This is a genomic window from Methanomassiliicoccaceae archaeon DOK, assembly GCA_009911715.1.
Classification (GTDB): Archaea; Thermoplasmatota; Thermoplasmata; order Methanomassiliicoccales; family Methanomethylophilaceae; genus Methanoprimaticola.
The window spans coordinates 1,249,404-1,272,665 of record CP047880.1 but is presented as its reverse complement, the minus strand read 5'-3'; the positions used below and the strand labels follow the sequence as shown (position 1 = coordinate 1,272,665).

General features: G+C 58.3%; 16 protein-coding genes and 5 pseudogenes. 6 read left to right on the top strand and 15 right to left on the bottom strand.

The annotated features are described in order from the left end of the window. The 13 genes and pseudogenes from pylB to mttB form a co-directional block, all read right to left on the bottom strand. Complete coding sequence (pylB, locus tag JS82_06470) at positions 1–1,056, bottom strand: methylornithine synthase PylB (protein ID QHK17766.1); 1,056 nt, start codon at positions 1,054–1,056, stop codon at positions 1–3. 8 nt (positions 1,057–1,064) lie between these two features. Next, the gene (locus JS82_06465; GenBank protein ID QHK17765.1) at positions 1,065–1,889 is read right to left on the bottom strand and encodes a hypothetical protein; all 825 of its coding nucleotides are present in this window, start codon (positions 1,887–1,889) and stop codon (positions 1,065–1,067) included. A 301-nt stretch (positions 1,890–2,190) separates the two neighbouring features. Continuing rightward, positions 2,191–3,570 (bottom strand): annotated as a pseudogene (locus tag JS82_06460) (monomethylamine:corrinoid methyltransferase). Positions 3,571–3,800: 230 nt separating this feature from the next. Next, a pseudogene (locus JS82_06455) lies at positions 3,801–5,189 on the bottom strand (monomethylamine:corrinoid methyltransferase). 29 nt (positions 5,190–5,218) lie between these two features. Continuing rightward, positions 5,219–5,854, bottom strand: coding sequence for a dimethylamine methyltransferase (locus JS82_06450; protein ID QHK17764.1), 636 nt, complete (start codon positions 5,852–5,854; stop codon positions 5,219–5,221). 203 nt (positions 5,855–6,057) lie between these two features. After that, positions 6,058–6,552 (bottom strand): hypothetical protein, encoded by a 495-nt coding sequence (locus JS82_06445; GenBank protein ID QHK17763.1) that lies wholly within the window; start codon positions 6,550–6,552, stop codon positions 6,058–6,060. A gap of 55 nt (positions 6,553–6,607) precedes the next feature. Further along, entirely contained in the window at positions 6,608–8,014 is a 1,407-nt protein-coding gene (locus JS82_06440) for an amino acid permease (GenBank protein QHK18422.1), read from the bottom strand. Positions 8,015–8,132: 118 nt separating this feature from the next. Further along, positions 8,133–9,533 (bottom strand): annotated as a pseudogene (gene mtbB, locus JS82_06435) ([dimethylamine--corrinoid protein] Co-methyltransferase). A gap of 29 nt (positions 9,534–9,562) precedes the next feature. Further along, a complete protein-coding gene (locus JS82_06430) occupies positions 9,563–10,204 on the bottom strand; it encodes a dimethylamine corrinoid protein 3 (GenBank protein QHK17762.1) in 642 nt (213 codons plus the stop codon). A 471-nt stretch (positions 10,205–10,675) separates the two neighbouring features. Next, a complete protein-coding gene (locus JS82_06425; protein ID QHK18421.1) occupies positions 10,676–10,975 on the bottom strand; it encodes a hypothetical protein in 300 nt (99 codons plus the stop codon). Positions 10,976–10,977: 2 nt separating this feature from the next. Continuing rightward, a pseudogene (locus JS82_06420) lies at positions 10,978–12,053 on the bottom strand (EamA family transporter). Positions 12,054–12,154: 101 nt separating this feature from the next. Further along, the gene (locus tag JS82_06415; GenBank protein QHK17761.1) at positions 12,155–12,808 is read right to left on the bottom strand and encodes a dimethylamine corrinoid protein 3; all 654 of its coding nucleotides are present in this window, start codon (positions 12,806–12,808) and stop codon (positions 12,155–12,157) included. 5 nt (positions 12,809–12,813) lie between these two features. After that, positions 12,814–14,301, bottom strand: a pseudogene (gene mttB / locus JS82_06410) ([trimethylamine--corrinoid protein] Co-methyltransferase). A 382-nt stretch (positions 14,302–14,683) separates the two neighbouring features. On the opposite strand from mttB, the gene JS82_06405 reads away from it, so the two are divergent. The 3 genes from JS82_06405 (at position 14,684) to JS82_06395 (ending at position 17,748) form a co-directional block, all read left to right on the top strand. Next, on the top strand, positions 14,684–16,690 hold the full coding sequence (locus JS82_06405) for a hydantoinase/oxoprolinase family protein (protein ID QHK17760.1): 2,007 nt from the start codon (positions 14,684–14,686) through the stop codon (positions 16,688–16,690). A gap of 400 nt (positions 16,691–17,090) precedes the next feature. Continuing rightward, positions 17,091–17,405: an EamA family transporter gene (locus tag JS82_06400; protein ID QHK18420.1), complete on the top strand. Its 315-nt coding sequence runs from the start codon at positions 17,091–17,093 to the stop codon at positions 17,403–17,405. A 1-nt stretch (position 17,406) separates the two neighbouring features. Beyond that, positions 17,407–17,748 carry a QacE family quaternary ammonium compound efflux SMR transporter gene (locus JS82_06395; protein ID QHK17759.1) on the top strand — a complete coding sequence of 114 codons (342 nt, stop codon included), beginning with the start codon at positions 17,407–17,409 and terminating at the stop codon, positions 17,746–17,748. A 50-nt stretch (positions 17,749–17,798) separates the two neighbouring features. On the opposite strand, the gene JS82_06390 is transcribed toward JS82_06395, so the two are convergent. Further along, complete coding sequence (locus tag JS82_06390) at positions 17,799–18,458, bottom strand: dimethylamine methyltransferase (protein QHK17758.1); 660 nt, start codon at positions 18,456–18,458, stop codon at positions 17,799–17,801. A gap of 125 nt (positions 18,459–18,583) precedes the next feature. Between JS82_06390 and JS82_06385 the strand changes: the two genes are divergently transcribed. Then, entirely contained in the window at positions 18,584–20,584 is a 2,001-nt protein-coding gene (locus JS82_06385; GenBank protein ID QHK17757.1) for a hydantoinase/oxoprolinase family protein, read from the top strand. 61 nt (positions 20,585–20,645) lie between these two features. Here the strand turns inward: JS82_06385 and JS82_06380 are convergent, their stop codons facing one another. After that, the gene (locus JS82_06380; GenBank protein QHK17756.1) at positions 20,646–21,857 is read right to left on the bottom strand and encodes an MBL fold metallo-hydrolase; all 1,212 of its coding nucleotides are present in this window, start codon (positions 21,855–21,857) and stop codon (positions 20,646–20,648) included. 105 nt (positions 21,858–21,962) lie between these two features. On the opposite strand from JS82_06380, the gene JS82_06375 reads away from it, so the two are divergent. Further along, positions 21,963–22,649 carry a methyltransferase domain-containing protein gene (locus JS82_06375; protein QHK17755.1) on the top strand — a complete coding sequence of 229 codons (687 nt, stop codon included), beginning with the start codon at positions 21,963–21,965 and terminating at the stop codon, positions 22,647–22,649. A gap of 57 nt (positions 22,650–22,706) precedes the next feature. Continuing rightward, positions 22,707–23,219, top strand: coding sequence for a hypothetical protein (locus JS82_06370; GenBank protein ID QHK17754.1), 513 nt, complete (start codon positions 22,707–22,709; stop codon positions 23,217–23,219). Positions 23,220–23,262 lie beyond the last annotated feature (43 nt).

Genomic DNA, 23,262 nt, shown 5'->3' with positions numbered 1-23,262 from the left:
CTACGCGCCCCCTCTGGGTCTGTGCTCGTCGAGGAACGCCCTGTACTCGGAGCTGGTCGCGCGCCTGTAGCCCATCTCGTCCAGCATGGAGAAGACGTGCTCGACGGAGCGGTTGCCGTTCTCGATGTCGAGCTCGTGCTGCGCGACGCCGGCCAGGTTCCTGTTCGGCGGGACGATCGAGGTGATCACGTTGGCGCCGGCGCTGATCCTGGTCTTGAGCCCGGCGATGCCCTCCACGTCCAGGGTGGCGGGGATGAGCCTGTCGGGATAGAGGATCCTCATTACGGCTATGGCCTTGAGCTCCTCGGTGGAGTCGAACGGCCTGAGCATCTGCATCGGGGTTCCCTCCTGGGGCACGAAGGTCATGGCGCGAATCTGCTGGCAGCCTGTGGAGCCCATCTCGAGGATGGTCTCCGCCCTGTCGCGGACGGTCTCCCCGAGTCCGATCATCATGCCGTCCTCGGCGAGAAGCCCGGCCTCCATGGCCCAAAGCTTCTGGTTCTTCCTGGCGTCGAAGTCCTGGTCCAGCCTGAGCTTGGAGAACAGCTCCCTGTTGTAGGTCTCCTGGTAGCAGGCGTGCCAGTCTGCCCCGGCCTCCCTGAGCCTGGGGAACATCTCCCTGGGCAGGGCCCCGGGCGACGCCATGATGTTGATGCCGACCTCGTCGTGAACCGCGGAGATCAGGTCCAGGAGGAGCCTGTAGTCGTCGGCGTACATCCTGGGGTCCTCGCCCATTGTCAGGTCCGCCAGGTTGATCCCGGCGTCCTTCAGGCTTCCGGCCAGCTGGACGATCTCCTCCCTGTCCTTGCGGTACCTCTCTATCTCGCCGTTGGACCTCCTGAAGTAGCAGAACGCGCAGTTGTTCTTGCAGTAGGTGGAGAAGTAGACGAAGCCGTAGGTGAAGACCTTCCTGCCGAACCTGGCGTCCCTGACCTTCCTGGCAGCCTCGTATAGGGTTTCCAGCTCCTTCGGGTCGCTTATGGACATGAGCTCGTACACGTCGTCGACGCCGACCTCGCCTCCCTTCACGGCCCTGTCAATGATCTCGTCTATCATTTTCTCACTCAGTCGATCTTGAATCCGTCGAGGTAGGTGTTGCTCTTGCCCATCTTCTTGGCGTTGCTCTTGCCGTTCTTGAGCATCAGCAGCCTCTCCAGCCCGAATCCCACGCCGGCCCACGGCTCGTGGACGTCATGGGCGGGGTCGAGGATGTGGGGTCCGATCGCCCCCGAGGCGACCTCCTCTCCGTTAACGTTCACGTCCAGGGTCTCGACGTACACGTCGGACTCCTCCCTGGACAGGGTGTACTCCAGTCCCGCGGCGTCCATGACGTCGGCGATGTAGGACTTGAGGCACTCCATCGGGTCCCCGTCGGGGCCCATGTCCACCAGGTTCATCATCGTGAACTCCTCCAGGTGGACGTTGCTCTTCGACTCCTTCCTGAAGCAGGAGCCCATCTCGAAGATCTTCACCGGACCGTCGGTGTGGTCCCTGAGCTTCCTCATCACCACGTAGAGGTTGGGTGCCAGCATGGGCCTGAGGCATCTCTTGTCATCCACGAAGAACACCTGCTTGTAGAGGGGGTGCTCGGGGGTGATGGTCATCTTCGAGAGCGCGTTTGTCGAGATCATGATAGGCGTCCTGACCTCGATGAACCCTCTTGCCGTGAGCTTCTCGGCGATGGCGGCCTCAAGGCGCGAGAGGTCGTGCCTGTGAGGGTTCGCTATCAGGTCCGCGATACCGGCGTCGTTCGCTGCCTGGGTCTTCGACATGAGCTTGGCGAACTGCTTGTCGCGTTCCGCGGTGTCGGGGAACTCCATGTCGGAGCGGTCCTCGTCTCCGTACTCCATAAGGCGCTGAATCTGAGGGTCTGTGAATCTTACACTCATGTGGTGTCACCGATGTGAAAGCGAAAGGCCGGGGTGTCGATCCCCGCTGGCTAGGTTTTAGAGACCCGCTGGTCGCCGGACCGCCCTCCATCGGACGAAAAACCTGTTGAGACCCTATATAACGATTTCCGATTTAAAGCATTGGAATGCACACGGTTTCGGACATCTGGGTCTTGTGTGTTCCCGTCCAACAGTCAAGTTTAAATAAGGGTTTTCATGGATGGTTGAAATTACAGTAAATTATAAATATTACTGGTAAGAAGTTTGATACAACTATTTATACCGAATGCTGAAAACGGCCTCAGAGCTCGATTCCGCAGCGGAGAAGCGTCTTGATGGTGTCGTCGTAGAGGTCGATGTACTCGTCCGACGGCTCCACGTCCTTGACGTTGTAGCAGTCCTGGAACCTCTTCCCCTGCGGCGCCTTGCCGAAGTTCTTCTCGTAGAGGCCGACGACCCTGTCGAGGACGCGGTTGACCTCGGGGATCTCCATGCCGCATGTGGCAAGCGCGGCCTCGCCCATCATCCTGGCCTCCATCCCGGTGGTCTTGTCCTGGGACACGCCCTTAGACGACGCGACACCAGACAGGAGCTCCCTTCCGGATGCGGTGTCGGTGATCGCCTGGGCGGCGGTCTCCAGCAGGCACATCTCGGTGCACGGGCCGGCCAGGGTGTAGTACTGGTTGGCCAGCAGGAAGTCGGTGTTGAGGTCCAGCGCGGCGGCGGCGTGGGCGGCGATCTTGAGGGTCTCCCTGGTGGTGGTCGTGCCCCATCTGATGTGGATGGGTCCGTCCAGGTGGATGTCGCAGTCGAATATGACGAACGACGCGATCATCGTGGCGACGTCGCAGATGGTGGTCTCCTCGATGTCGCCTATGTAACCGCCGTAGATGGGCATCTGCTCCATCATGATGACGTCCCCGGAGGCGCCCCATCCGGCCAGCATGTTCAGGCCGGACATGTCCATCTTCATCTCGTTGAGCTGGGAGCACTCGTGGGCGTCGAAGGGCTTCAGCCCGTGCGGTGTGAGGTCCGACGAGATGCGTCCGGCGGCGGACAGCGGGGTCTCCGGTCCCTATATGCACATCCCGGGACGCTGGGACATCAGGCAGGCCTCGCGAACATAGCGGACCTCCGCCATGGTGGCGCGGATCTCCCAGGGCGTGTTGGTGGTGGCCGGGTGGTTGTTGACGGTGTTCAGCACCCCGCTGACGATGGTGTCGACGACGGGCTCCTGGGCGTAGGACTTGATCATGGACACGAAGATGTCCTCGGACACGGGGGCCCCGGTGGGTCCGCCCTGGATGATCGGCTTCCTGCGGGCGTTGCCGCGGCGGGCCTTGCACTTCACCCTGTCCTTCCCGGATCCCAGCGAGAGCTTCTTGGGGGCCATCTTCAGGCCCTCGAACAGCTCCTCCTCGGTGATGTGCATCACGCGCCCCAGGTCTGGGTTGTAGAAGCCGGTGGTCAGGAGCATGTCGACGCCTGCGAGGAAGAGCCTCTCGCAGAGGTCGTCGTCGGTGGGGATTATGTCGGGTCCGAAGGATATGCCGTACTTCTCCTTCATCAGCGAGGCGTTCGTCGGGACTATGGAGTAGTCCCACTGGTCCTCCCTGACCCTCTTCCCCTCGTAGAAGCGGTCGTAGGCCTCGTAGATGTCGACATACCTCTTCGCTGTCATCTGGCAACACCCTGGTCAGTGCATGATATATAATGATTCGTCTAAGTTTTTCGAGTTTTAAGATATATAACTTTCCATCCCCAGGGGCCGCGGCGGGACGGCCGCGGCTTATGAGGAGATAGGTTGCTGGCTAACCGCCACAGGCGAGGAAAATAAAAGGAACCTGTGGCGGTGTGTGCCCGGGGGCGGACCCCCGGGCTGGTTCCTTTATGGTTTAGCCGATCCCGAAATCAGTGCTTGATGTCGAGTCCGATGTCCCTCAGGGTGGCGACGGCCTTGTCGTAGACCTCGAGGTACTCCTGGGTGGGCTTCACGGTCCTGACGTCGTAGCACTCCTGGAAGGTCTTTCCGGCGGGGGCGTCGGTGTAGTGGGCCTCGTACATGGGGATGAGCTTGTTCAGGACGTCGTTGACGTCGGAGATCTTCATTCCGCATGTAGCCAGAGCGGCGTTACCCATCATCCTGGCCTCCATTCCGGTGGTCTTGTCCTGGACGACTCCCTTGGCGGCAGCGGATCCAGACAGGAGCTCCCTTCCGGACGCGGTGTCGGTGATCGCCTGGGCGGCGGTCTCCAGCAGGCACATCTCGGTGCAGGGTCCGGCGATGGGGTAGTACTGGTTGGCGAGCAGCAGGTCGGTGTTGGCGTCGATGGCTGCTGCGGCGTGGGCGGCGACCTGGAGGGTTCCGCGGGCCATTGTGGTTCCCCACCTGATGTGGATAGGTCCGTCGAGGTGGAAGTTTCCGCTGAAGCAGGCGAAGGATCCGAGGGTGGTAGCGACATCACAGATGGCGGTCTCCTCGACTCCTCCGGTGTATCCACCGAGGATGGGCATCTGCTCGATCATGATGGTGTCGCCGACGGTGGTCCATCCGGCCAGCATGTTCAGTCCGGTCATGTCCATCTTCAGCTCGTTGAGCTGGGAGCACTCGTGGGCGTCGGTGATCCTGTGTCCCGCGTTGGGGAGGTCTGCGCAGAGACGTGCCGCCTCGGAGAGGGGCGTCTCAGGTCCCTAAACACCGAGTCCGGGCCTGCCGGCTCTGACCCTGGCCTCTTTGGTGGCCCTGAGCTCCGCCATGGTGGCGCGGATCTCGTAGGGGGTCTTGGATTTGGCGGGGTGGCCCTCGATGGTGGTCATGACTCCGTTGACGAGGTCATCGACGATTCCCTCCTGGGCGTAGGACTGCATGATCTGCACGAAGACGTCCTCGGAGATGGGGGATCCGGTGGGTCCTCCCTGGATGATGGGCTTGACGGGGCTGTTGCCGTGCCTGGGGTAGAACCTGGCGATGTCTTTGCCCTCTCCCAGGATCAGCTTGGTGGGGGTCTTCTTGATTCCCTCCCAGACTTCCTCCTCGGTGACGTGCATGACACGGCCGAGGTCCTGGCAGTAGTATCCGGTGGTGACCAGCATCTCGAGTCCGGCCTGGAACAGGTTGTTGATGAGCTCCTTGTCCTCGGGGATGATGGTGTTGGGGTCGATCTTGATGTTGTACTTCTCTTTCAGGGCGGTCAGGTTCTCGGGGATGACCTTGTAGTCCCAGTCCTCGACCTTGACCTTCTTGCCTTTCACGAACCTGTCGTAGACGTCAGGGATCGTCAGCGCTCTTGTTGCTGCCATTTTATTCACCTTATGTTGATTGTCCGATTTCAGGAAACGAGTTTGTCGACCAGGGTGATGATCTCGTTGGCGGTCTCGGAGTATCCGTCGGCTCCGATCTCGTCGCACCAGGCCTGGCTGCAGGGGGCGCCTCCGAAGATGCACTTGTAGGGGGCCTCGACCTCCTTGACGGCCTCGACGAGCTCCCTCTGGGCCTCGAGGGTGGTGGTCATGAGTGCGGATCCACCGAGGACCTGGGCCTCGTTCTCGTCTCCGGCGTCGATGAAGTCCTGAGCGGTAACGTCGCATCCGAGGTCGATGACGTTGTATCCGGCTCCGCGGAGCATGGCGCAGCAGACGTTCTTTCCAATCTCGTGGATGTCTCCCTCGACGGTAGCCATGACGACGGTTCCCTTGAGGGCTCCCTCTCCCTTGCTCATCAGGGGCTCGAGGATTTTCAGAGCGGCCTCCATGGTCTTGGAAGCGGCGACGACCTGGGGTAGGAAGATCTCAGCCTTGTCGAACCTCTCTCCGACGACCTCCATTCCCTTTCCGAGTCCGTCTCCGATGATGTCTCCGATGGAGATTCCCTCGGCGATGGCGGCGTTGGTGGCGTCCTGGGCGAGTTTGATGTTCCATGTCTCAACAGACGTCTTGAGGTCTGCGAGGATCTGTTCTTTGCTCATTCTTGTTCCTCCTTTGGGGGTGATGTTAACATCTGTTCTACACTATATAATGTTATCTTTTTGAGCGCAATTTCAAAAAACATAATATTTAAAGTTTACTGTTAATGAATAAGTTGTTTTTGATATACTATATAAATTTTATTCTAATTCGAAATCGAATGAGAAAAGAGGGAAAAATGTTTAAATATAAGATGCGAAACACTTCACTTACGCGCCTGATTGGTCTTTTTTGCAGGCGGTGGTGGAAGTGGGCGCACCGAGTACCCGACGATTCCGGCGAAGATGTAGATGATGCAGGCAAGCATCTCCAGGTAGAACCCGAGTCCTCCGTTGACGAGGATCTTGTAGTCGTCCACCGGGACCCAGTTCCCGAACAGCACGACGAGGGCCAGACCGACGAATCCGAAGATGATCATACCGTAGAATCCGAGCGCTCTGCGCTTGTCCGTCACTCCCAGTACCGAGAGGACCAGGATGATGACCATGAAGGCCAGGAGGACGGTCGGGAGATATGCCTGGATGCCGGTCAGTTCGCCGGAGTTGCCGGTGAGGAAGTCCATCGCAGTGTACTCGTACCCGTTGGATGTCCACGGCAGGAAGTACGCGACGATTCCGATCAGGGATGAGATTATCCCGATGACCGGGAGCAGCGGCGACTGCAGTATGAAATCGAAGATCTTGACCTTGGTGTCTGTCATGGGTTCACCTTGTGTGAAAGGTAATGGGGGATTGCTCCCCCGGTTTGTTTCAGGGTCACTCGGTTGCCTGCGCTTCCTTGCCCGCAGACTGGTTCTTCTGGACCCAGTACCAGACGGGGATGAAGATCAGCAGGATGACGATGGCCAGCGCGATGGCGATGAATCCACCGGACTGGATGTAGCTCCAGTACATCAGGCTCGGGAAGAACACGACGAACTGGATGACCACGAACACGAGGATGACGTACTGCCATCCACCGGGCGCCTTGAAGGGCCTGTCGAGGTCTTTGAACCTGGCGTTCCTCCTGGTGATGACGAACGCGGACAGGGCGATTCCGTTGGCGAGACAGTATCCCAGGGCGGAAGCGGTGAGGACGGTCATCGAAGTGGTCGTCATCTCGAGCAGGAACGCGCTGTACTCGATGATGAACACGAGAATCAGGTTGAAGATTCCCACGAACAGCATCGCATTGGCAGGCATGCCGTGCTTGTTGAGCTTTCCGAACCACTTGGGGAGGTTGCCTTCCCCGGCCATGGAGTTGAGGGTCCTGGAGGATCCGAGGAATCCGGTCTGGATGACCAGCAGCATGGCGACGATGAGGAAGAACAGAGCGATGTAGGATCCGTACTCTCCGAACGCGGTCTCGGCGATAGGCCTGAGCGTGGCGTATACGGCGTCCGCGATTCCCTCGTGACCGAGGGATCCGAAGACCACAGTGGACACGAAGAAGTACATGATCAGGCAGATGATTCCGCAGCCGAACAGGGCCTTGGGGACATCCTTGCCGGGCTCCTTGTACTCAGGTCCGTAGATGGCCGCGGTCTCCCAGGCGCATGCGCTCCACTGGGCGAGTCCGAAGCATCCGAGGACGAGGACGATCTCGCTGCCGCTCCAGGACCAGTCGGGTGAGGTGAACTCGGACGTGATGGTGCTGAAGTCGAACATTCCAGCGGCGAGTCCTCCGATGAGGATGATGATGATCGGGATCATCGAGATGAGTGCGAGGATCGTACCGACGGTGGCTCCTCCCTCAAGTCCACGCGCACTGAGGACGTACATGATCAGGACGACGATGATACCCACGAGCATGTAGAGCCCGAGGAGTGTCCAGCCGGTCCAGTCGATGGAGAACATCGCGACCAGGTAGTCACCGATCATCATCGTGAAGATGGCGACGACAGGGCACCAGGCGAACCAGTAGCACCAGGCGCTGAAAGCACCGATGAGCTTACCCTTGTCGATCTTGCCTTCGTTATTGTCTTTTGTAAACACAGCTTGCGCACAGCCCGGTAGGCCTGTGGCGTTGGGGAAGAGTGTGACCATCTCCCCGTAAGCAAGGTTCTGGACGAATCCCTGCAGGACAGACACTGTCCAAACGACGATACAGAGACCCCATACTAGTTGCTCGACATCATAAAGGGACGGAACGATCAGAAGCGGAACGCCGAGGGCGATGAACATCCCCTGCTTCCAGTTGACTGTACGTGCCAGTCCCGTACTCTCTTCAGACATGAAACCACCTATTTTTCAGGGAAATAGGTGGGGGGCTTTGCCCCCCTGAAAAAATAATTTAAAGGGCTCAGTTGAGCATTCCGCGGAACTTCTCGCAGCTGTTGATCTTGATGTCAAGCAGCTTCTCGATGTTCATCTTGGCGGCGATACCGCGGGGAACACCGGGCACGGCGGTGACGGTTCCGATCTTGAGCTCCTCCCTGAGCTCTCTCATGATGCACTCGTCAGCGATCTCGAGGGTGGAGATTCCGAGCTTCTTGGCAACATACTCCTTGGCCTTGTCGACCTTCATGTTGCTGTTGTACTCCATCCTGGCGACGAGGTCTCCAGCGGACCTGATTCCTCCCATTCCGGAAGCCATGTAGTGGGGGACTGCCATTCCGGCGGTGTCTCCCACTCCGACCTAAATACCGTCCACATGGGCGATCTCGACCATGGCCTTGTTGCACCTGGTGACGGCGTCGATGGGCGCGGTCTCGCACATGGGGATTCCTCCGACTCCCATACCCATGTTGACGTGGCAGGGGATGGTGGCGACCTTGACGCACTCCTTGATGAATGTCACGGAGCGGGCGAGGTTCCAGGCGAGGCTCTTGGAGGTGTTGGTGTTGCACACGGGTCCGAAGACATCGGCTCCGGCCTTCTCGGCCATCTTGACCTGCTGGTGGGGGTACATTCCGGCGACGATCTGTCCGTCGTACTCGATTCCACCGTGGATTCCCATGACGGACTCTCCGGCCATTCCGACGTTGATGTACGCGTCGGGGCAGGCTTTCCTCAGTGCCTCGACTCCCCTGAGGGTTCCGACGAAGTCGGCGTCTCCAGCGGAGGCGGTGGTGTCGAAGTTGAATCCGTCGGCTCCGGCCTGGATGATCCTGGTGGAGACGTACTCGATGTCCCTTGCGAGGTGCTCGGCGGCGGCCTCGGAGGAAGCCATGGACTCCTCCATCTTGAACTCCCTCATCAGGTCTGCCGGGTTTCCGTAGGGTCCGTCGGGGGCGTAGTAGAGACCCATGTTGGGCATCGCTCCGTAGAAGTAGGGGGCGATGATCTCGTTCTGGATCTCCTCCATGGTCTGCATCTCGTTGGCGATGATGGGCTTGACAGGCTTGATGGAGTAGTCGGCGTGGGCGAGCTCGAATGTGTCGGCTCCCAGTGCCCTCTCGTGGAGCAGGGCGGCCTCGAGCCTTCCCATGTCGACTCCGTTTCCGGAGTTTCCGTTGTCGCCGGTGAAGTCCAGCTGTCCGATGTCGTAGGTCAGGACGACCTCTTTGCCGGGCTCGACTCCGACGATCCTGTTCTTGTCGGAGATGATGTCGAAGAGCTGCTCCATCTCCTCGGAGCTCAGTGCGGGAATCTCTCCCATGTCGGCCGCGTCAGCGGTTCCGGCCTGGAGGTCAGCCATGATCTGCTCTTTGGTCATGGTGATTCTTTTTCCGTCACCCATCCTTGTGTAATACTCAGTCATGATTCTACCTCTTTGATTTTGAAGTTTGATCAGGCAATCAGGTCTTTGGCCTTCCTGGTGGTCTCGGAAGCGGACTCTCCGTAGATGTCTGCTCCGATCTTGTCGGCGTAGGCCTGTGTGACGGGGGCTCCTCCGACCATGACGGTGACCTTGTCCCTGAGTCCGGCCTCTTTGAGCATCTCGATGACGTCCTTCTGGACGGTCATGGTGGTGGTCATCAGGGCGGACATTCCGCAGAAGGTGCATCCGTTCTGGACCTCGTTGATGAAGTTGCCCTTGGGGACGTCCCTTCCGAGGTCGTGGACATCGAATCCGGCGCACTGGAGCATGGTCGAGCAGATGGACTTTCCGATGTCGTGGACATCTCCCTCGACGGTTCCCATGACGACGGAGGCCTTGGCCTCTCCGGTCTCTCCACCGGCGGCGAGTTCCGGTCCGAGGTCGTCCATTGCCTTCTTCATTCCGTTGGCGGCACTCAGGACGTGGGGCAGGAACAGTTTTCCCCTCTCGAAAAGGACACCGACCTCGGACATGGAGTTTCCGAGGCAGTCGATGATCGCGGTAGCGGACATTCCGGCAGCGTGGGCCTCGTCGACAGCTTTGGCGATGTCAGGTACTTTACAGGACACGAGCGCGTCGTGCAGTTTTTTCTCTTCGTTCTCGAAAGCCATTGTTTCACCTCTTGAAGGATAATTCCATCCGATTGGATGGCGACTTTTCAGTCACTTTCCTCCTCACGAGTCTGGTTTAACTCGTTGCGGTCACATCCACATCCAACCTATTTAAAATTACCTTGTATGTACAGTTAGTTTTAAATAGCAAAACAAATGGAATCTATCCACATCGAGTTTTTCAAAAAATTCAATATTTAAATTTTTTTATTGGATATAGAAAGCGGATTTTTGTGTTCATCCACTTGTATATCAACGTTATGATGGATGGAATCCGTATCCAATTTTATGGCAGAAAAAGGAAAGGTGAGGGGGGTTGCCCCTCTGTTTTCAAAGCTTGTTATATGCCTTTCTGGCCACGATCACACCGACCGCACAGAGTGCGATGATGAAGACCGAGCATATGATGTCGCCGTAGGGCATCCCATCGACGAAGTACTCGGCATACTGAGACCACTGTGACATCTCAAATCACCTCTTTCCTACCTTCTTCTGCAGGTCTTCCAGGTACGACTCTCCGAGTCCGGAGATCTCGTACTTGGTGATGAGGTGGTCCTTCTTGTAGTGGCCATCCTCATCGACCTTGGACTCACCTTCTCTGAGGAGTCCGGCGGAGACGAGTTCGATGACATCGAAGTTCACCATGTCTCTCCCATAGTTGCTCTTCATGTTGTACTCGTCCTGAATGATGGGGACGATCTCGTCCGTCCACATGGCACCCTTCTCCTTGAAGAGTTCCAGGATACGGAACTTGATGGGTTGACCTTCCATCATCAGGATTCCTCCCTCAGACTGACAAGTCCTTCACTGTCCTCGCTGCCCAACAGGTAGCTTCCGATGAGACAGATGATGAGACCCGCAATTGTCGATCCTACGATCATGACCATGGTGTCGTCGGTGTATCCGAGCGCTCCGGCAGGACCGGCGAAGATGCACAGGAATATGACTCCGCATGCGGCGTACAGACTTCCGATGGCCTGTCCTCTCGGAACTCCCAGGAACGGGAACGACTTGTACCAAGAGACGTAGCACCATCCGAAGGACAGTCCGAGCAGCAGGAACACGAAGAGGACTCCGGGGTCAGCGAACATGCTGAGTGTAGAGAATATGGGAACTCCACAGGCGGCGAAGATCAGCATGACGACGATCCAGAACAGGGCCTCGAAGATGAACCTGAGGTGGAGTCCGACATCGGGCTCGCAGGTGTCGAGGGCCTTTCCGGCGACGGCACCCTCGCATCCCCATCCTACAGCGGCCATGATTCCTCCAATGAGTCCGATTGCGTTTCCGACACCATTGGCGGCAATACTTCCCGCATAAAGTGTGATTCCTCCAATGAGGATGACGGTGATTCGAGGTAGGCGCGCTTGGAGACCTTCTGCTTAAGGACCAGGACGGACAGGGTGGTACCGATGATGGGGTACAGCAGTCCTGCGACGGCTGCGAAAGCGGCACTGAGGTAGGCCGCGGCAATGTATGTTCCGAACACGGCGCAGGCTCCGCAGAGACCTGCCATGAGGAAGTACTTGCTTGCTCCCTTAAACTGGACTGTGGTCCTCTTAAGCTCGGGGAGCTTTCCGAGGGCACCGTTCCAGATGAACAGCACAATCGCACAGGCAATAGCGTTGAATCCTGTAAGGAACAGACATGTGGTCAGATATGAGAAGTCGTATCCGAAACCGTCTGCCTCAATGTTGGGGGTCAGCTGGGTCAGGATGTCCATGTTCCACGCGGCGTATCCCGGAACGTACCAGACTCCCCAGTACAGGGCACAGAAGATTCCCATGACAAGTCCGATGCGAATCTTCGTCTTGTGATCCATTTTCTTGATTTCTTCAACAGATACCATTTCCATTCCTCCTTTCATAGCCGCGGCTGACCGCAGCTACAAATGGAAACTGGTAGGGGCCCGAAGGCCCCAGATTAAGTGATTTAAGCTTTAGGTTAGGCTCACTGGGCGACCTTCGCCTTGAATTTGGCGACGCAGTCCAGGGCGTTCTCGGAGTACACATCGGCTCCGATCTCGTCGGCCCACTGCTGGGTGGTGGGTGCTCCGCCGACGTTGGTGATCAGGTCTCCCCTGATTCCCTCCTCCTTCAGGAGCTCCTCCAGGGTCTTCTGGTTGACCATGGTGGAGGTCATGAGCGCGGAGGTTCCGACGGCGATGGGCTTCTCGGCCTTGCATGCGGCGACGATGTCCTTCAGGGCGATGTCCCTTCCGAGGTTGACGACGTCGAATCCGGCGACCTTCAGCATGATGGCGACGATGTCCTTTCCGATGGAGTGGATGTCACCCTCGATGGTGCAGATCACGAACTTTCCGAGTCCCTCTCCGGTGTTGGCTCCGGACTTCTCGATCTCGGGGGTCAGGATGTCGACACCGGCGTTCATCGCGTTGGCGGCTGCCATGATGTGGGGCAGGTACAGCTTCTTGGCCTCGAAGAGCTCTCCGACCTCCTGGATTCCGGCGGTGAAACCGTCGTTGATGACCTGGACGAGGTCGAGCTTCTCGTCGACTGCCTGCTGGGCTGCTGCCTTGGCGCCCTTGACATCGTATTTCAGCACTGCCTGTTTCGCTTTTGCGTTGACTTCTTCCTGTGACATTAAATTCAAGCCTCCTTGAGGAATTCATCGTCGGCCTTCTTCACGATGGCCTTCATTGCGGCGTCGACCTCGGGTGTCAGAGGCTCGACGGTGTGGTTTTTGAGGACGTCCTCGACGACATCGTGGGCAGCCTCGGCCAGGTTCTTGCAGCCGGCGGCTCTCCAGTCTCCGATCATGTCACGGTTGATGACGAGGGGGTCGGAGGGGAGGTCCATGTTGTCCATGGTGGTCTCGTGTCCGATGAAGTCGTTACCAACGCCGACCTCCTTGATGGCGTCGACGGCGAGGGTGTACTCGTTCACCGGTATTCCGTCCATGGCCTTCTTGATCATGGAGATGATGTCGTTGTCGATGACGAGCTGCTCCATGGAGAAGGTGACTCCGAGCTCGAGCATTCCGGCTCCGTAGAGAGTGTTGGCTCCGGAGAGTGCGGGGAACAGTCCAGTGATGGTCTTCTCGTGTCCCGACTGGGTGTCAGGGACCTTCGAGTCGGACTAGACACCGGCCACGAACACGGGCAGTCCATAGTACTGTCCGAGCTTTGCAACAGCTGCAGAGGTGAGGGCCAGCTCGGGAGAACCGACGGGGGCAGTTCCGCGCTTGAGGTCGAAGGTGGTGGTCGAGGATCCGTACCAGCACTTGGCGCCGGGGGCAGCCAGCTGGGCCAGGACGATTCCGGACAGGACCTCGGCGTTGTGGGTGACGAGGGTTCCTGCGAGGAACACGGGCGAGGATCCGCCGGACATGGCCATGGACAGGACGTTCACGGGGATGCCGAACCTGGCTCCCTTCATGATGACCTGGCAGGCGTTGTGGGACAGCTCGAGGGGGCTGGTGGGGCACACGAGCATGGAGAAGATGGGCCTGTCGCGGGCTTTCTTCTCGTCGCCACCGTAGAAGGCCTTTGCCATCTCCCAGTAGTACTCGACGTGCTCTCCGACGGGGTCGATGTGGTGGAAGTGCTTGACGGTGTTCGCGATGGATGTGTACATCTCGTGAACATCCTCGGCACCCTTTCCGGCCCAGTCCCTAGCGGAGACAGGCAGGGAGAAGTAGTCGATGTTCTCGGCCCAGTCGACGAGTTTAGCGCACTCGGCGAGGTCGGCGTCGGTGGAGTCCCTGGTCTCGAACTTTCCGTCTCCGAGGTATTTGCACACCTGGATTCCGGTTCCGAAGCAGGTGAAGTGGACCTTTCCGCACCACTGCTGCTCGAGTGTGTGCTCGTCGTCCCTTCCGTAGAGGTAGAATTTGGACGGTGCCATGTCGAGGCACTTGTTGAGAAGCCAGTCGGGGATCTTGACGATGTAAGTCTCCTCGTTGACTTCGCATCCGGCGTCTTTGAAGAGCTGCCTGGCTTCCTCATCGGAGACCTGGACACCAGCGTTGGTCAGGATGTCCCTGGTCGCGAGGTCGATCTCGCGAATGTCGTCCTCAGAGAAAAGCTCCAGCTTTACGCCATTCAGGCTTTTTCTGCCTGGGAATCTTGCTTCCATTTTGTTTCCTCCATACGAGAGTATTGGATACACTCGTTGGACGAATGATTCCATTTATCCTATATAATGCTATGTGACTGAATCAAAAGTATTAAATACGGATGTACGTCGCGAGCTTTTTGCTCGCAAGCTCCGTTTTTCATTCTATTTAAAAATTACTATTGGATGATTCTGATGAATTTGTTGCCTTGTCCAACCATATAAAACCATTTCCATAGATGGATGTGTAATCCGAGTTTCTTGTTCATTTTTCCGACCTCGGCCACCCACCCCCGGGTGATTGTATTATATGTAGCAACTAACTCTGCTCTCGCATTGCATCGGAAGGGGCTTCCATGCCTCTGTCCACAGGATGGAAAATAAGAATAATAGGCGAATGGAGATGAGCAGGCTAGGACTAGGATTCGACACGGGTGGAACGTACACGGACGCAGTGATAATGGACCTCGACACAGGGGAGATCTTCGAGAGGGCGAAGTCCCTCACAACGAGGAACGACCTTTCCATAGGGATCAAGGGTGCCATCGCGGAGTTCGACAAGAGCCTCCTCTCCGAGGTCGTCACAGTCTGTCTGTCATCCACCCTCGCCACCAACTCCATCGTGGAGGGCAAGGGGTGCCGCGTGGGTCTGATCCTGATCGGATCCCAGATCACCGTTTCCGCCAAGGTTGATTATTCTATTATGATAAAGGGATCCCACACGGCGACCGGCAAGGTCGACGAGCCCCTCGACGTAGAGGCGGCGAAGGAGTTCCTCAAATCGATCAGGGGCAAGGTCGACTGTATGGCCGTCACAGGGTTCATGAGCGTCAGGAACCCTGAGCACGAGCAGGAGATCGCCGCTCTCGCGAAGGAGACCCTCCACGTGCCCGTGGTCTGCGGATACGAGCTGTCCTCCGGACTCGGGTTCAACGAGCGTACCATCACCTGTGTGATGAACGCCAGGCTCATCCCAGTCATCGAGGAGCTCATCCAGTCGGTCAACAAGGTCCTGGACGAGTTCGGCATTGACGCCCCCCTGATGATCGTCAAGGGAGACGGCTCTGTCATGAGCGAGGAGATGGCGAAGATCAGGCCCGTGGAGACGATCCTCTCAGGACCCGCGTCCAGTATCAACGGTGCCAAGAAGCTCTCCGGTAAGGACAACGCCATCGTTGTCGACATCGGAGGCACCACCACCGACATCGGAATCGTCAGGGACGGCAAGCCCCGTCTGGATCCCGAGGGCGCCCTCATCGGCGGGTACAGGACCCGTGTCATGGCGGCGGAGATCACCACCGCGGGAATGGGCGGGGACAGCCGCATCGTCATAAACGGGGAGAAGGTGTACCTCTCGCCGGTCCGCGTCATACCCCTCTGCGTCGCCGCATGGAAGCATCCCGGTCTGCGCGAGAGGCTCCAGACCCTTGTCGACGACGGTCCGAAGAAGATTCCTGTGGCCCATTACGCCAGGAACATAGTCATCGACACGGAGTACTTCATCAAAGTGAAGGAGATGAAGAACGCCGACTACCTCACCGAGCTGGACGAGAAGTTCCTCGACTTCGTCAAGGATGAGCCTCATTCGCTCGCCGAGGCCAAGAGGAAGCTGAAGGAGCCTCCGATCTCGTTCAACATCGAGAAGATGGAGGAGCTCGGGATAATCCAGAGAATCGGGCTCACCCCTACCGACCTGATGCACGCCCGCGGATGCTTCACCAAGTACGATGCGGAGGCGTCCAAGCTCGGAATCGCGTACCACGCCGCCAACCTGGACATGACGCCCGAGGAGTTCATCGCAAAGGCCGACTACCTGGTCACCGAGAAGATCGGTATGGAGATCGTCAAGAAAGTACTTCTCGAGGACAACAGGGAGACCGACCTCACCGGTTTCGGGATGGATCTCGTGGACAAGGCGGTCACTGGGTCCCACGCCCTGGACTACGACGTGTCCTTCAGGCTCAACAAGCCCATCATCGGAATGGGAGGTCCCGCGTACGACATGCTTCCGAAGGTCGCAGAGCTTCTGGGCACGGAGCTGGTCATGCCGGAGAACTACGACGTAGGAAACGCCGTTGGAGCGGTGAGCGGAAAGGTCGTCGAGAGTATAGAGATACTCATCCAGACCGCCACCGGAACGACTATCGACAACCCCGCATGCACCGCGTTCTCCAGACTCGGCAGGTTCTATTACGAGAAGTTCGACGACGGAGTCGTGCAGGCGACCGAGGCAGGCAAGCAGTACGTCACCGAGATGGCCAAGAAGGCGGGGGCCGAGAACATCAAGGTCACGGTCGGTTCCGACAAGTCCGAGGTCTTCGTCGGAAAGGAGCATCTGAGGACGAGGTTCGTGGAGATCAAGCTGATCATCACCGCGACCGGAGACCCTGCCTACAGGAAGAAGGCGTAAGCCTGGTTCAAATATCAGGGCGGGGGCCAATGATTATCCTTTGTCTCCCGCCCGATTTCATTTATCAAACATCTTAATTCAACTGTTCAATGTATTAAACATCCATCGAATCGGAAGTGTCATCTGTTTCCGTACGGTATGAAGCAGATCATGTCCGGAATGTGGGCTTGATGATTTGATGGGTGGATAAACGAATTGGATGTACTAATCATCAAATAAAGAGAATGTATAAATATAAGTGGTTGAAACAACAACTACTATTGGACAAAAATTTATTATAGAAATTCAATCAAACATACAACAGTCTGATTCAAAAAACTGCATCTTAACGCGTCCAACTGCTACCCTTTAATATGTATGACTCGGCGATACAATCTGCATGGAAGCAGCAATGTCGTGGGTGTGCTTGATCATAGCAAGCATCCTCGAGCCCATTTGGGTGGTCCTTCTCGAGAAGTCGGACAACTTCAAGAAGAAGGGATGGGGGATCGCCGCGATCGTCGCCGTTCTCTGCTGTCTGTTCATGCTGTCGCTGGCCGTCCTGAACATTGGGCCCGGTGTGGCGTACAGCATCCTGGCGGGGATCGGTGCGATTGGAACGGTCATAGCCGGTGTGTTCCTGTACAAGGATCCCATCAACGCGAAGAAGATCTTCTTCATCATCGTGATCGTGATCGGAATTGTCGGTATCCGTCTGACATCTGGAGGTGCCTGAAATGGAACTCAACGTCAGTCCAAGGGTGGCCTGGCTCCTGATCATCTTAGGAGGGGTGTTCCAGGTCGGATGGTCCATAGGCCTGGATTACACCGAGGGGATGACCAACATCCTGTGGGACATCATAGTCCTCGTATCGCTTCTGCTCAGTATGCTGTGCCTTTCGATTCCGATGAAGAGCGGCATCAGCATCAGCACGGCCTACGCCGTGTGGGTGGGCCTCGGCGTCGTCCTGACCATCATCGTATCCGCCATCTTGGGTCTGGAGACGATCACACTCGGAATGGTCCTGTTCCTTATGGTCACAGTGGCCGGAGTGGTCGGTCTGAAGATGGTGTCCTGAGCGGACGAGAAACCATTTCCAAATCCTTTTTCTGAATCAGAATTAACGGATCACTCTGACCCGTCAGGCTTCTCGGAGAGGAGTCTGCGGACGAGCTCCACGATCTCCGACCCGGATGCAGAGTAGCCGTCACCGCCGATCTCGTTGACCCATTCCTCGCTGCAGGGGGCCCCTCCGAAAATCGTGATCACCGGGAGTTTGTCCTCATTGAACACGCGAACCATGTCCTTCTGCTGGTACAGGCTTGTGGTCATGAGCGCGGACCCTCCGACGACATCGGCGTTGGACTCCTCTATGGCCTTCTCGAACGCGTAGGGCGAGACATCGGTCCCGAGGTCGATGACCTTGAATCCGGCACCGCGCAGCATGGCGCAGCAGACGTTCTTACCGATCTCGTGGATGTCCCCTTTGACGGATCCCATCACGATGACCCCCTTGAGCTTGACATCGTCGCCCTTCTTCATGTAGGGCTCGATGATGTCGAGGGCCGCCTCCATGGCCTTGGCAGCCATCAGGATCTGGGGGAGGAAGATCTTGGCCTCGTCGAAAAGACGGCTTATCGTGTCCATGCCCTTGGCGAGACCCAGGTTTATCGCATCGTCGGGCGATATGCCCTCATCCATCGCAAGCCTGGCATACTTCTCGGCTTCATCAATGTCGTAGGCTTCGATGGAGGCTCCGAGCTTGTCAAGAATCTCGTCTTGGTTCATGGGATTGATAGGTATTCTCACGGTATGAAATAAAGGTAACTAAAACCTGTGAATTTAGTTGGATGTATCATCCATTATAATATGTAAGATGATATAATCATCATATAGTCAGCAACACGTCCCACATGCATAGGGATACCATGGGGTACGGACTCGGATTGGATACCGGCGGAACATACACGGACGCGGTGATCATGGATCTGGACAGGGGGGAGGTCCTCTGCAAGTCCAAATCCAGGACCACCCACAGGAATCTCAGCATAGGAATACGCGGAGCCATCGACGGGCTCGACCCAGGTATGCTTGGGAAAGTTGGCGTCGTGGCGCTCTCATCCACTCTGGCAACAAACTCGGTTGTCGAGGGGAGGGGCTGCCGTGTAGGGCTCGTCAGCATCGGATGCGACTACGACAACACGCTGCCCCCGGACTACAGCGTCAGGATTCAGGGTGGCCATGGGATCCACGGTGAACCGGTACAGTACCTCGGCGAGAAGGAGGCCAGGGAGTTCCTCGAGTCGATCAAGGGCAAGGTCGAGGGAATAGCGATCTCCAGCTTCATGAGCGTCAGGAACCCGGAGCACGAGATCAGGGTCAGGGAGATGGCCAGGGAGATCCTGGACGTCCCGGCGGTCTGCGGTTTCGAGCTCTCGTCCGAGCTCGGTTTCAACGAGCGCACCACCACCTGCGTGATGAACGCCAGACTGATCCCCGTCATGGACGAGCTCATACGCTCGGTCCGTGCCGTTCTCGACGAGAGGGGCATCTCCGCTCCGCTCATGATCTCTCGCGGCGACGGAACGATGATGAAGGACTCCTTCGCGAGGGATAGGCCGGTGGAGACGATCCTCTCGGGACCGGCGGCCAGTCTGATGGGCGCCATGTCCATGGCCGGCGTCAGGGACGCGGTGGTCATGGACATGGGCGGAACCACGACCGATATAGGGATCCTGAGGAACGGACGCCCGAGCCTCGACCCAGAGGGGACCGTCATCGGCGGAAAGAGGACCAGGGTGATGGCGGCCAGGATCTACACCTCCGGTATAGGGGGCGACAGCCGCATCGTGGTCAACCCAGGCAGGCCCGTGCTGACGCCGAGGAGGGCGATACCCATGTGCGTGGCGGCAACTAGGTGGCCGAAGGTGGCGGAGGCGTTCTCGCGTCTGACCGACGGGCTTCCGAAGCCGATGGTCAAGGAGCTGCCAAAGCCCGGCAGGCAGGCCCTCGCCTCGGAGATGATCCTGACTGTCAGGATGCCGCCGGAGGGCTACAGCGTGAACGAGGACAACACGGAGCTGCTGAAGCTCGCCTTCGACGAGCCCTGCGGGATCATGGAGGCGTGTGACAGGCTCGGGCGCGAGCCGTCCGATTTCTTCCTCGAGAGCCTGGAGGAGATGGGACTCATCCAGAGGATAGGGTTCACGCCGACAGACGTGCTCCACGCGGACGGCACCTACACGGAGTTCGACGTCGACGCATCGAAGGCCGGAGCGGCCTATCTGGCCGCCCTCGCCGGGATGGATGCCGACGAGTTCGTGGGCGAATGCAGGAAGACCATCCGGACGAAGCTGTGCCGCGAGCTCATGGAGGCGCTGATCACCGAGGACTCCGGCGAGCCGGACTTAGGGAGGACTGGGGCGGACCTGCTGACGAAGGCCATCACCTGCGAGCACGCCCGGGACTTCGGCTGCTTCTTCAAGCTCGACAAGCCGATCGTCGGCATAGGCGCGCCGTCCGGCGTGTACATCAGATGGGTCGGCGACGTCCTCGGCACCGACGTCATCGTATGCGACGACTCGGACGTGGGCAACGCGGTCGGCGCGATATGCGCGTCGGTCTCGGAGTCCGTGAAGTTCAGCATATCCCCGATAAAGGCCGTCGAGGGAAGCGCCTACGAGGTCTTCTCCAGGTTCGGGAGGGCAATCTACACCACGATGGACGAAGCTGTCGAGAGATGTGTGGAGCAGGGCAGGGAGTTCGTGACGAAGGCCGCCCTGGACAACAACGCCGAGTTCGTGGAGGTCACCGTCGACCTGGACAGGAAGCCGTACGTGCTTAACCTGGGATCGACTGACCTGGAGGAGGCGATCCTCGTGGTCACGGCCGCAGGGAAGCCGAGGATGTTCTGACCCCGCGGTAGAAATCAAAAATAAAGATGCGGAGGGGTCGGACCCCTCCGCTTCAAGATATTCAGGACATCGAGGCGGCGATCTCGTCCGCCAGTTTCTCGAGGTCCGGGAGCTGGTCGTCCCTCATGGACGACTTGATGACGAAGGTCTCGCCGACCTTGGTCATGTCCTTCAGCTTGGATATGCGCTCCTCCATGATCCTGGGGGACTGGGGCGCCCACGATCCGTTGCCGATGAGGGAGTACCTCCTGTTCTGGACCGCCATGTTCTCCATGTCCTCGATGACCGCGGACATGGTCGGGTGGAGGGCGTTGTTGTACGTCGGGGCCGCCAGGACGATGTTGGTGAACCTGAACGCGTCCGACACGACGTAGGAGGGGTGCATCCTGGTGACGTCGTACATGGTGACGTTGGCGATGCCCCTCTCCTTCAGCAGCATGGCGAGCCTGTCCGCAGCGGCGGCGGTGTTGCCGTACATCGAGGTGTAGGCGATAACGACGCCCTTCTCCTCGGGCTCGTACCTGCTCCAGAGGTCGTACTTCTCGAGGATGTAGCCGAGGTCCTTCCTCCAGATGGGTCCGTGGAGGGGGCAGATCATGTCTATCGGCACACCGTCGAGCTTCTTGAACACGGCCTGGACTTTGCTTCCGTACTTCCCCACGATGTTGGAGTAGTACCTCCTGGCCTCGTCCAGGTACTCCCTGTCGAAGTCGGTCTCGTCGGCGTAAAGGGCGCCGGAGAGGGTCTTGAAGGTCCCGAAAGCGTCAGCGGAGAAGAGGATCCTCTCACCGACGTCGTAGGTGAACATCACCTCGGGCCAGTGAACCATCACGGCGAAGTAGAAGCGGAGGGTGTGCTTCCCGATGGTGACCTCGTCGCCCTCCTTGACCTCCATCCTGTTCTTGGGCTGGATGTGGTAGAAGTTCTCCATCATGTCGAACGTCTTGGAGTTCCCGATGACGGTCACATCCGGCCACGTCTCCAGCACCTGGGTGATGCACGCGCCGTGGTCCGGCTCCATGTGGTTGATCACGAAGTAGTCGAGGGGCCTGCCGTCCAGGGCGGTGCGCAGGTTCCTCCAGAACTTGGCGGCGATGGACGCATCGCAGGAGTCCAGGAGGCATGTCTTCTCGTCCCTGATCAGGTAGCTATTGTAGGAGACGCCCTCGGGTATGGGGAAGGCGCCCTCGAAGATCGATGCGGTGCGGTCGTCCCCGCCGATCCAGTATATGTCGTCCCTGATGGGGACGGCGCTCTCGTTCACGTAAGCCATGACCCTGCCATGTGCACGTTGCCTTTATAGTTAACTTCGTTAACATCGAAACGTCCCGAGGTCCGGTCCGCAGTTGTTATCACTGCCCGGAGGGATACCCCGTTCATGGCAGACCGCGACGAGCAGACGAAGGCGCAGTTCAGGAACCCTAACGGGGACGAGGGAAGGAAGGTACTGGAGTCCATGAACGACCATCACGTCCCGCTGTGGGAGTTCTGCCTGTCGAAGCTCCCCAGGTCTATGGACGGGGCAGTGCTGGACGTGGGCTGCGGCGGAGGCGGGTTCCTCCGCAGGCTGTCCGACAGGTACCCCTTCGCCATGCTCTTCGGAGTCGACATCTCGAGGGACGCCCTCGAGATGACGGCGTCCGTAAACTCGGAGACGTACGAGTCCGGCGGTCTGGAGCTCCATGAGGCGTCAGTCGAGTCACTGCCCTTCCAGGAGGGGTCCTTCGACATGGTCACCGCGATGGAGACCTACTTCTTCTGGCCTGATTTCGGGAAAGGCGTTGCGGAGATATCCAGGGTCCTCTCGCCGGGCGGTGTCCTGGCGATAGGGTCGGAGATCAGGTACGGCGACGGGGATGACAACAGGGTCGACTCCATGTGCGAGGAGTACGGGATGAGGATCCTCAGGGATGACGAGATCCTCGCCGTCCTGGATTCCAACGGCATCGACGCAGAGGCGATACCGGGGGAGCACGGGGTCCTGTACAGAGGGGTCAAGAGGTTCCGATTCCGAACAATGTTGGGAGTTTCAAGAGCTCCGTCGTTTACATCCCCGACGGGATGAAGAATGATGGTGTCGATGAGAAGGTCTGGGGACCAGATGTTACTGGAGGTTCAGATGATGTCGGATGCAGATCAGAACAGAAACGCCGAGGCCGTGATGGAGTTCCAGCGCGCGATCGTCGGAGAGGTCCTGGGGGACATGCCGGAGGTCGTCGCGGAGACGGCTCCTGATGAGGACATGTGCGACACGGTGGCCGCTTGCGCCAGGACGCTGGCACATGCGGTGGTGGGCAACGGTCTGGCCCCGGACTTCGAGGACACGGTGGTCGAGGCAACGGTAATTCACGCCCTTGCGGCATCAGCCGTCAGATGGGGGGAGTGCGGGGCATCGGTCAACCATCCCGAGGTACAGGGAAGGCTCATAGCCAGGATGGTCTCGGAGACCCAGTCAGCACCCTACCGCGCCAGGGCGATCTCGGGCGAGTTCCGCATGGCGCCTTGGAGAGCCAGGGAGGTCCTCAACTACCGCCTGCACTGCGTCGACGGCATGGTGGACTTCGACTCGTGGGCCGAGACATCGGAGGACCCGGAGTTCGTCAGGAACCTGCAGGCCATCTTCGCCAGGGATTAACGGCTTTAACGGTATTAACACCGTTACCTTCAAGCCGCATGTT

What these genes read in the sequence shown, in the direction of transcription:
- pylB (QHK17766.1), bottom strand. Translation starts at nt 1,056, where the DNA reads ATGATAGACGAGATCATTGACAGGGCCGTGAAGGGAGGCGAGGTCGGC.
- JS82_06465 (QHK17765.1), bottom strand. Translation starts at nt 1,889, where the DNA reads ATGAGTGTAAGATTCACAGACCCTCAGATTCAGCGCCTTATGGAGTAC.
- JS82_06450 (QHK17764.1), bottom strand. Translation starts at nt 5,854, where the DNA reads ATGAGCAAAGAACAGATCCTCGCAGACCTCAAGACGTCTGTTGAGACA.
- JS82_06445 (QHK17763.1), bottom strand. Translation starts at nt 6,552, where the DNA reads ATGACAGACACCAAGGTCAAGATCTTCGATTTCATACTGCAGTCGCCG.
- JS82_06440 (QHK18422.1), bottom strand. Translation starts at nt 8,014, where the DNA reads ATGTTCATCGCCCTCGGCGTTCCGCTTCTGATCGTTCCGTCCCTTTAT.
- JS82_06430 (QHK17762.1), bottom strand. Translation starts at nt 10,204, where the DNA reads ATGGCTTTCGAGAACGAAGAGAAAAAACTGCACGACGCGCTCGTGTCC.
- JS82_06425 (QHK18421.1), bottom strand. Translation starts at nt 10,975, where the DNA reads ATGGAAGGTCAACCCATCAAGTTCCGTATCCTGGAACTCTTCAAGGAG.
- JS82_06415 (QHK17761.1), bottom strand. Translation starts at nt 12,808, where the DNA reads ATGTCACAGGAAGAAGTCAACGCAAAAGCGAAACAGGCAGTGCTGAAA.
- JS82_06405 (QHK17760.1), top strand. Translation starts at nt 14,684, where the DNA reads ATGAGCAGGCTAGGACTAGGATTCGACACGGGTGGAACGTACACGGAC.
- JS82_06395 (QHK17759.1), top strand. Translation starts at nt 17,407, where the DNA reads ATGGAACTCAACGTCAGTCCAAGGGTGGCCTGGCTCCTGATCATCTTA.
- JS82_06390 (QHK17758.1), bottom strand. Translation starts at nt 18,458, where the DNA reads ATGAACCAAGACGAGATTCTTGACAAGCTCGGAGCCTCCATCGAAGCC.
- JS82_06385 (QHK17757.1), top strand. Translation starts at nt 18,584, where the DNA reads ATGCATAGGGATACCATGGGGTACGGACTCGGATTGGATACCGGCGGA.
- JS82_06380 (QHK17756.1), bottom strand. Translation starts at nt 21,857, where the DNA reads ATGGCTTACGTGAACGAGAGCGCCGTCCCCATCAGGGACGACATATAC.
- JS82_06375 (QHK17755.1), top strand. Translation starts at nt 21,963, where the DNA reads ATGGCAGACCGCGACGAGCAGACGAAGGCGCAGTTCAGGAACCCTAAC.
- JS82_06370 (QHK17754.1), top strand. Translation starts at nt 22,707, where the DNA reads ATGTCGGATGCAGATCAGAACAGAAACGCCGAGGCCGTGATGGAGTTC.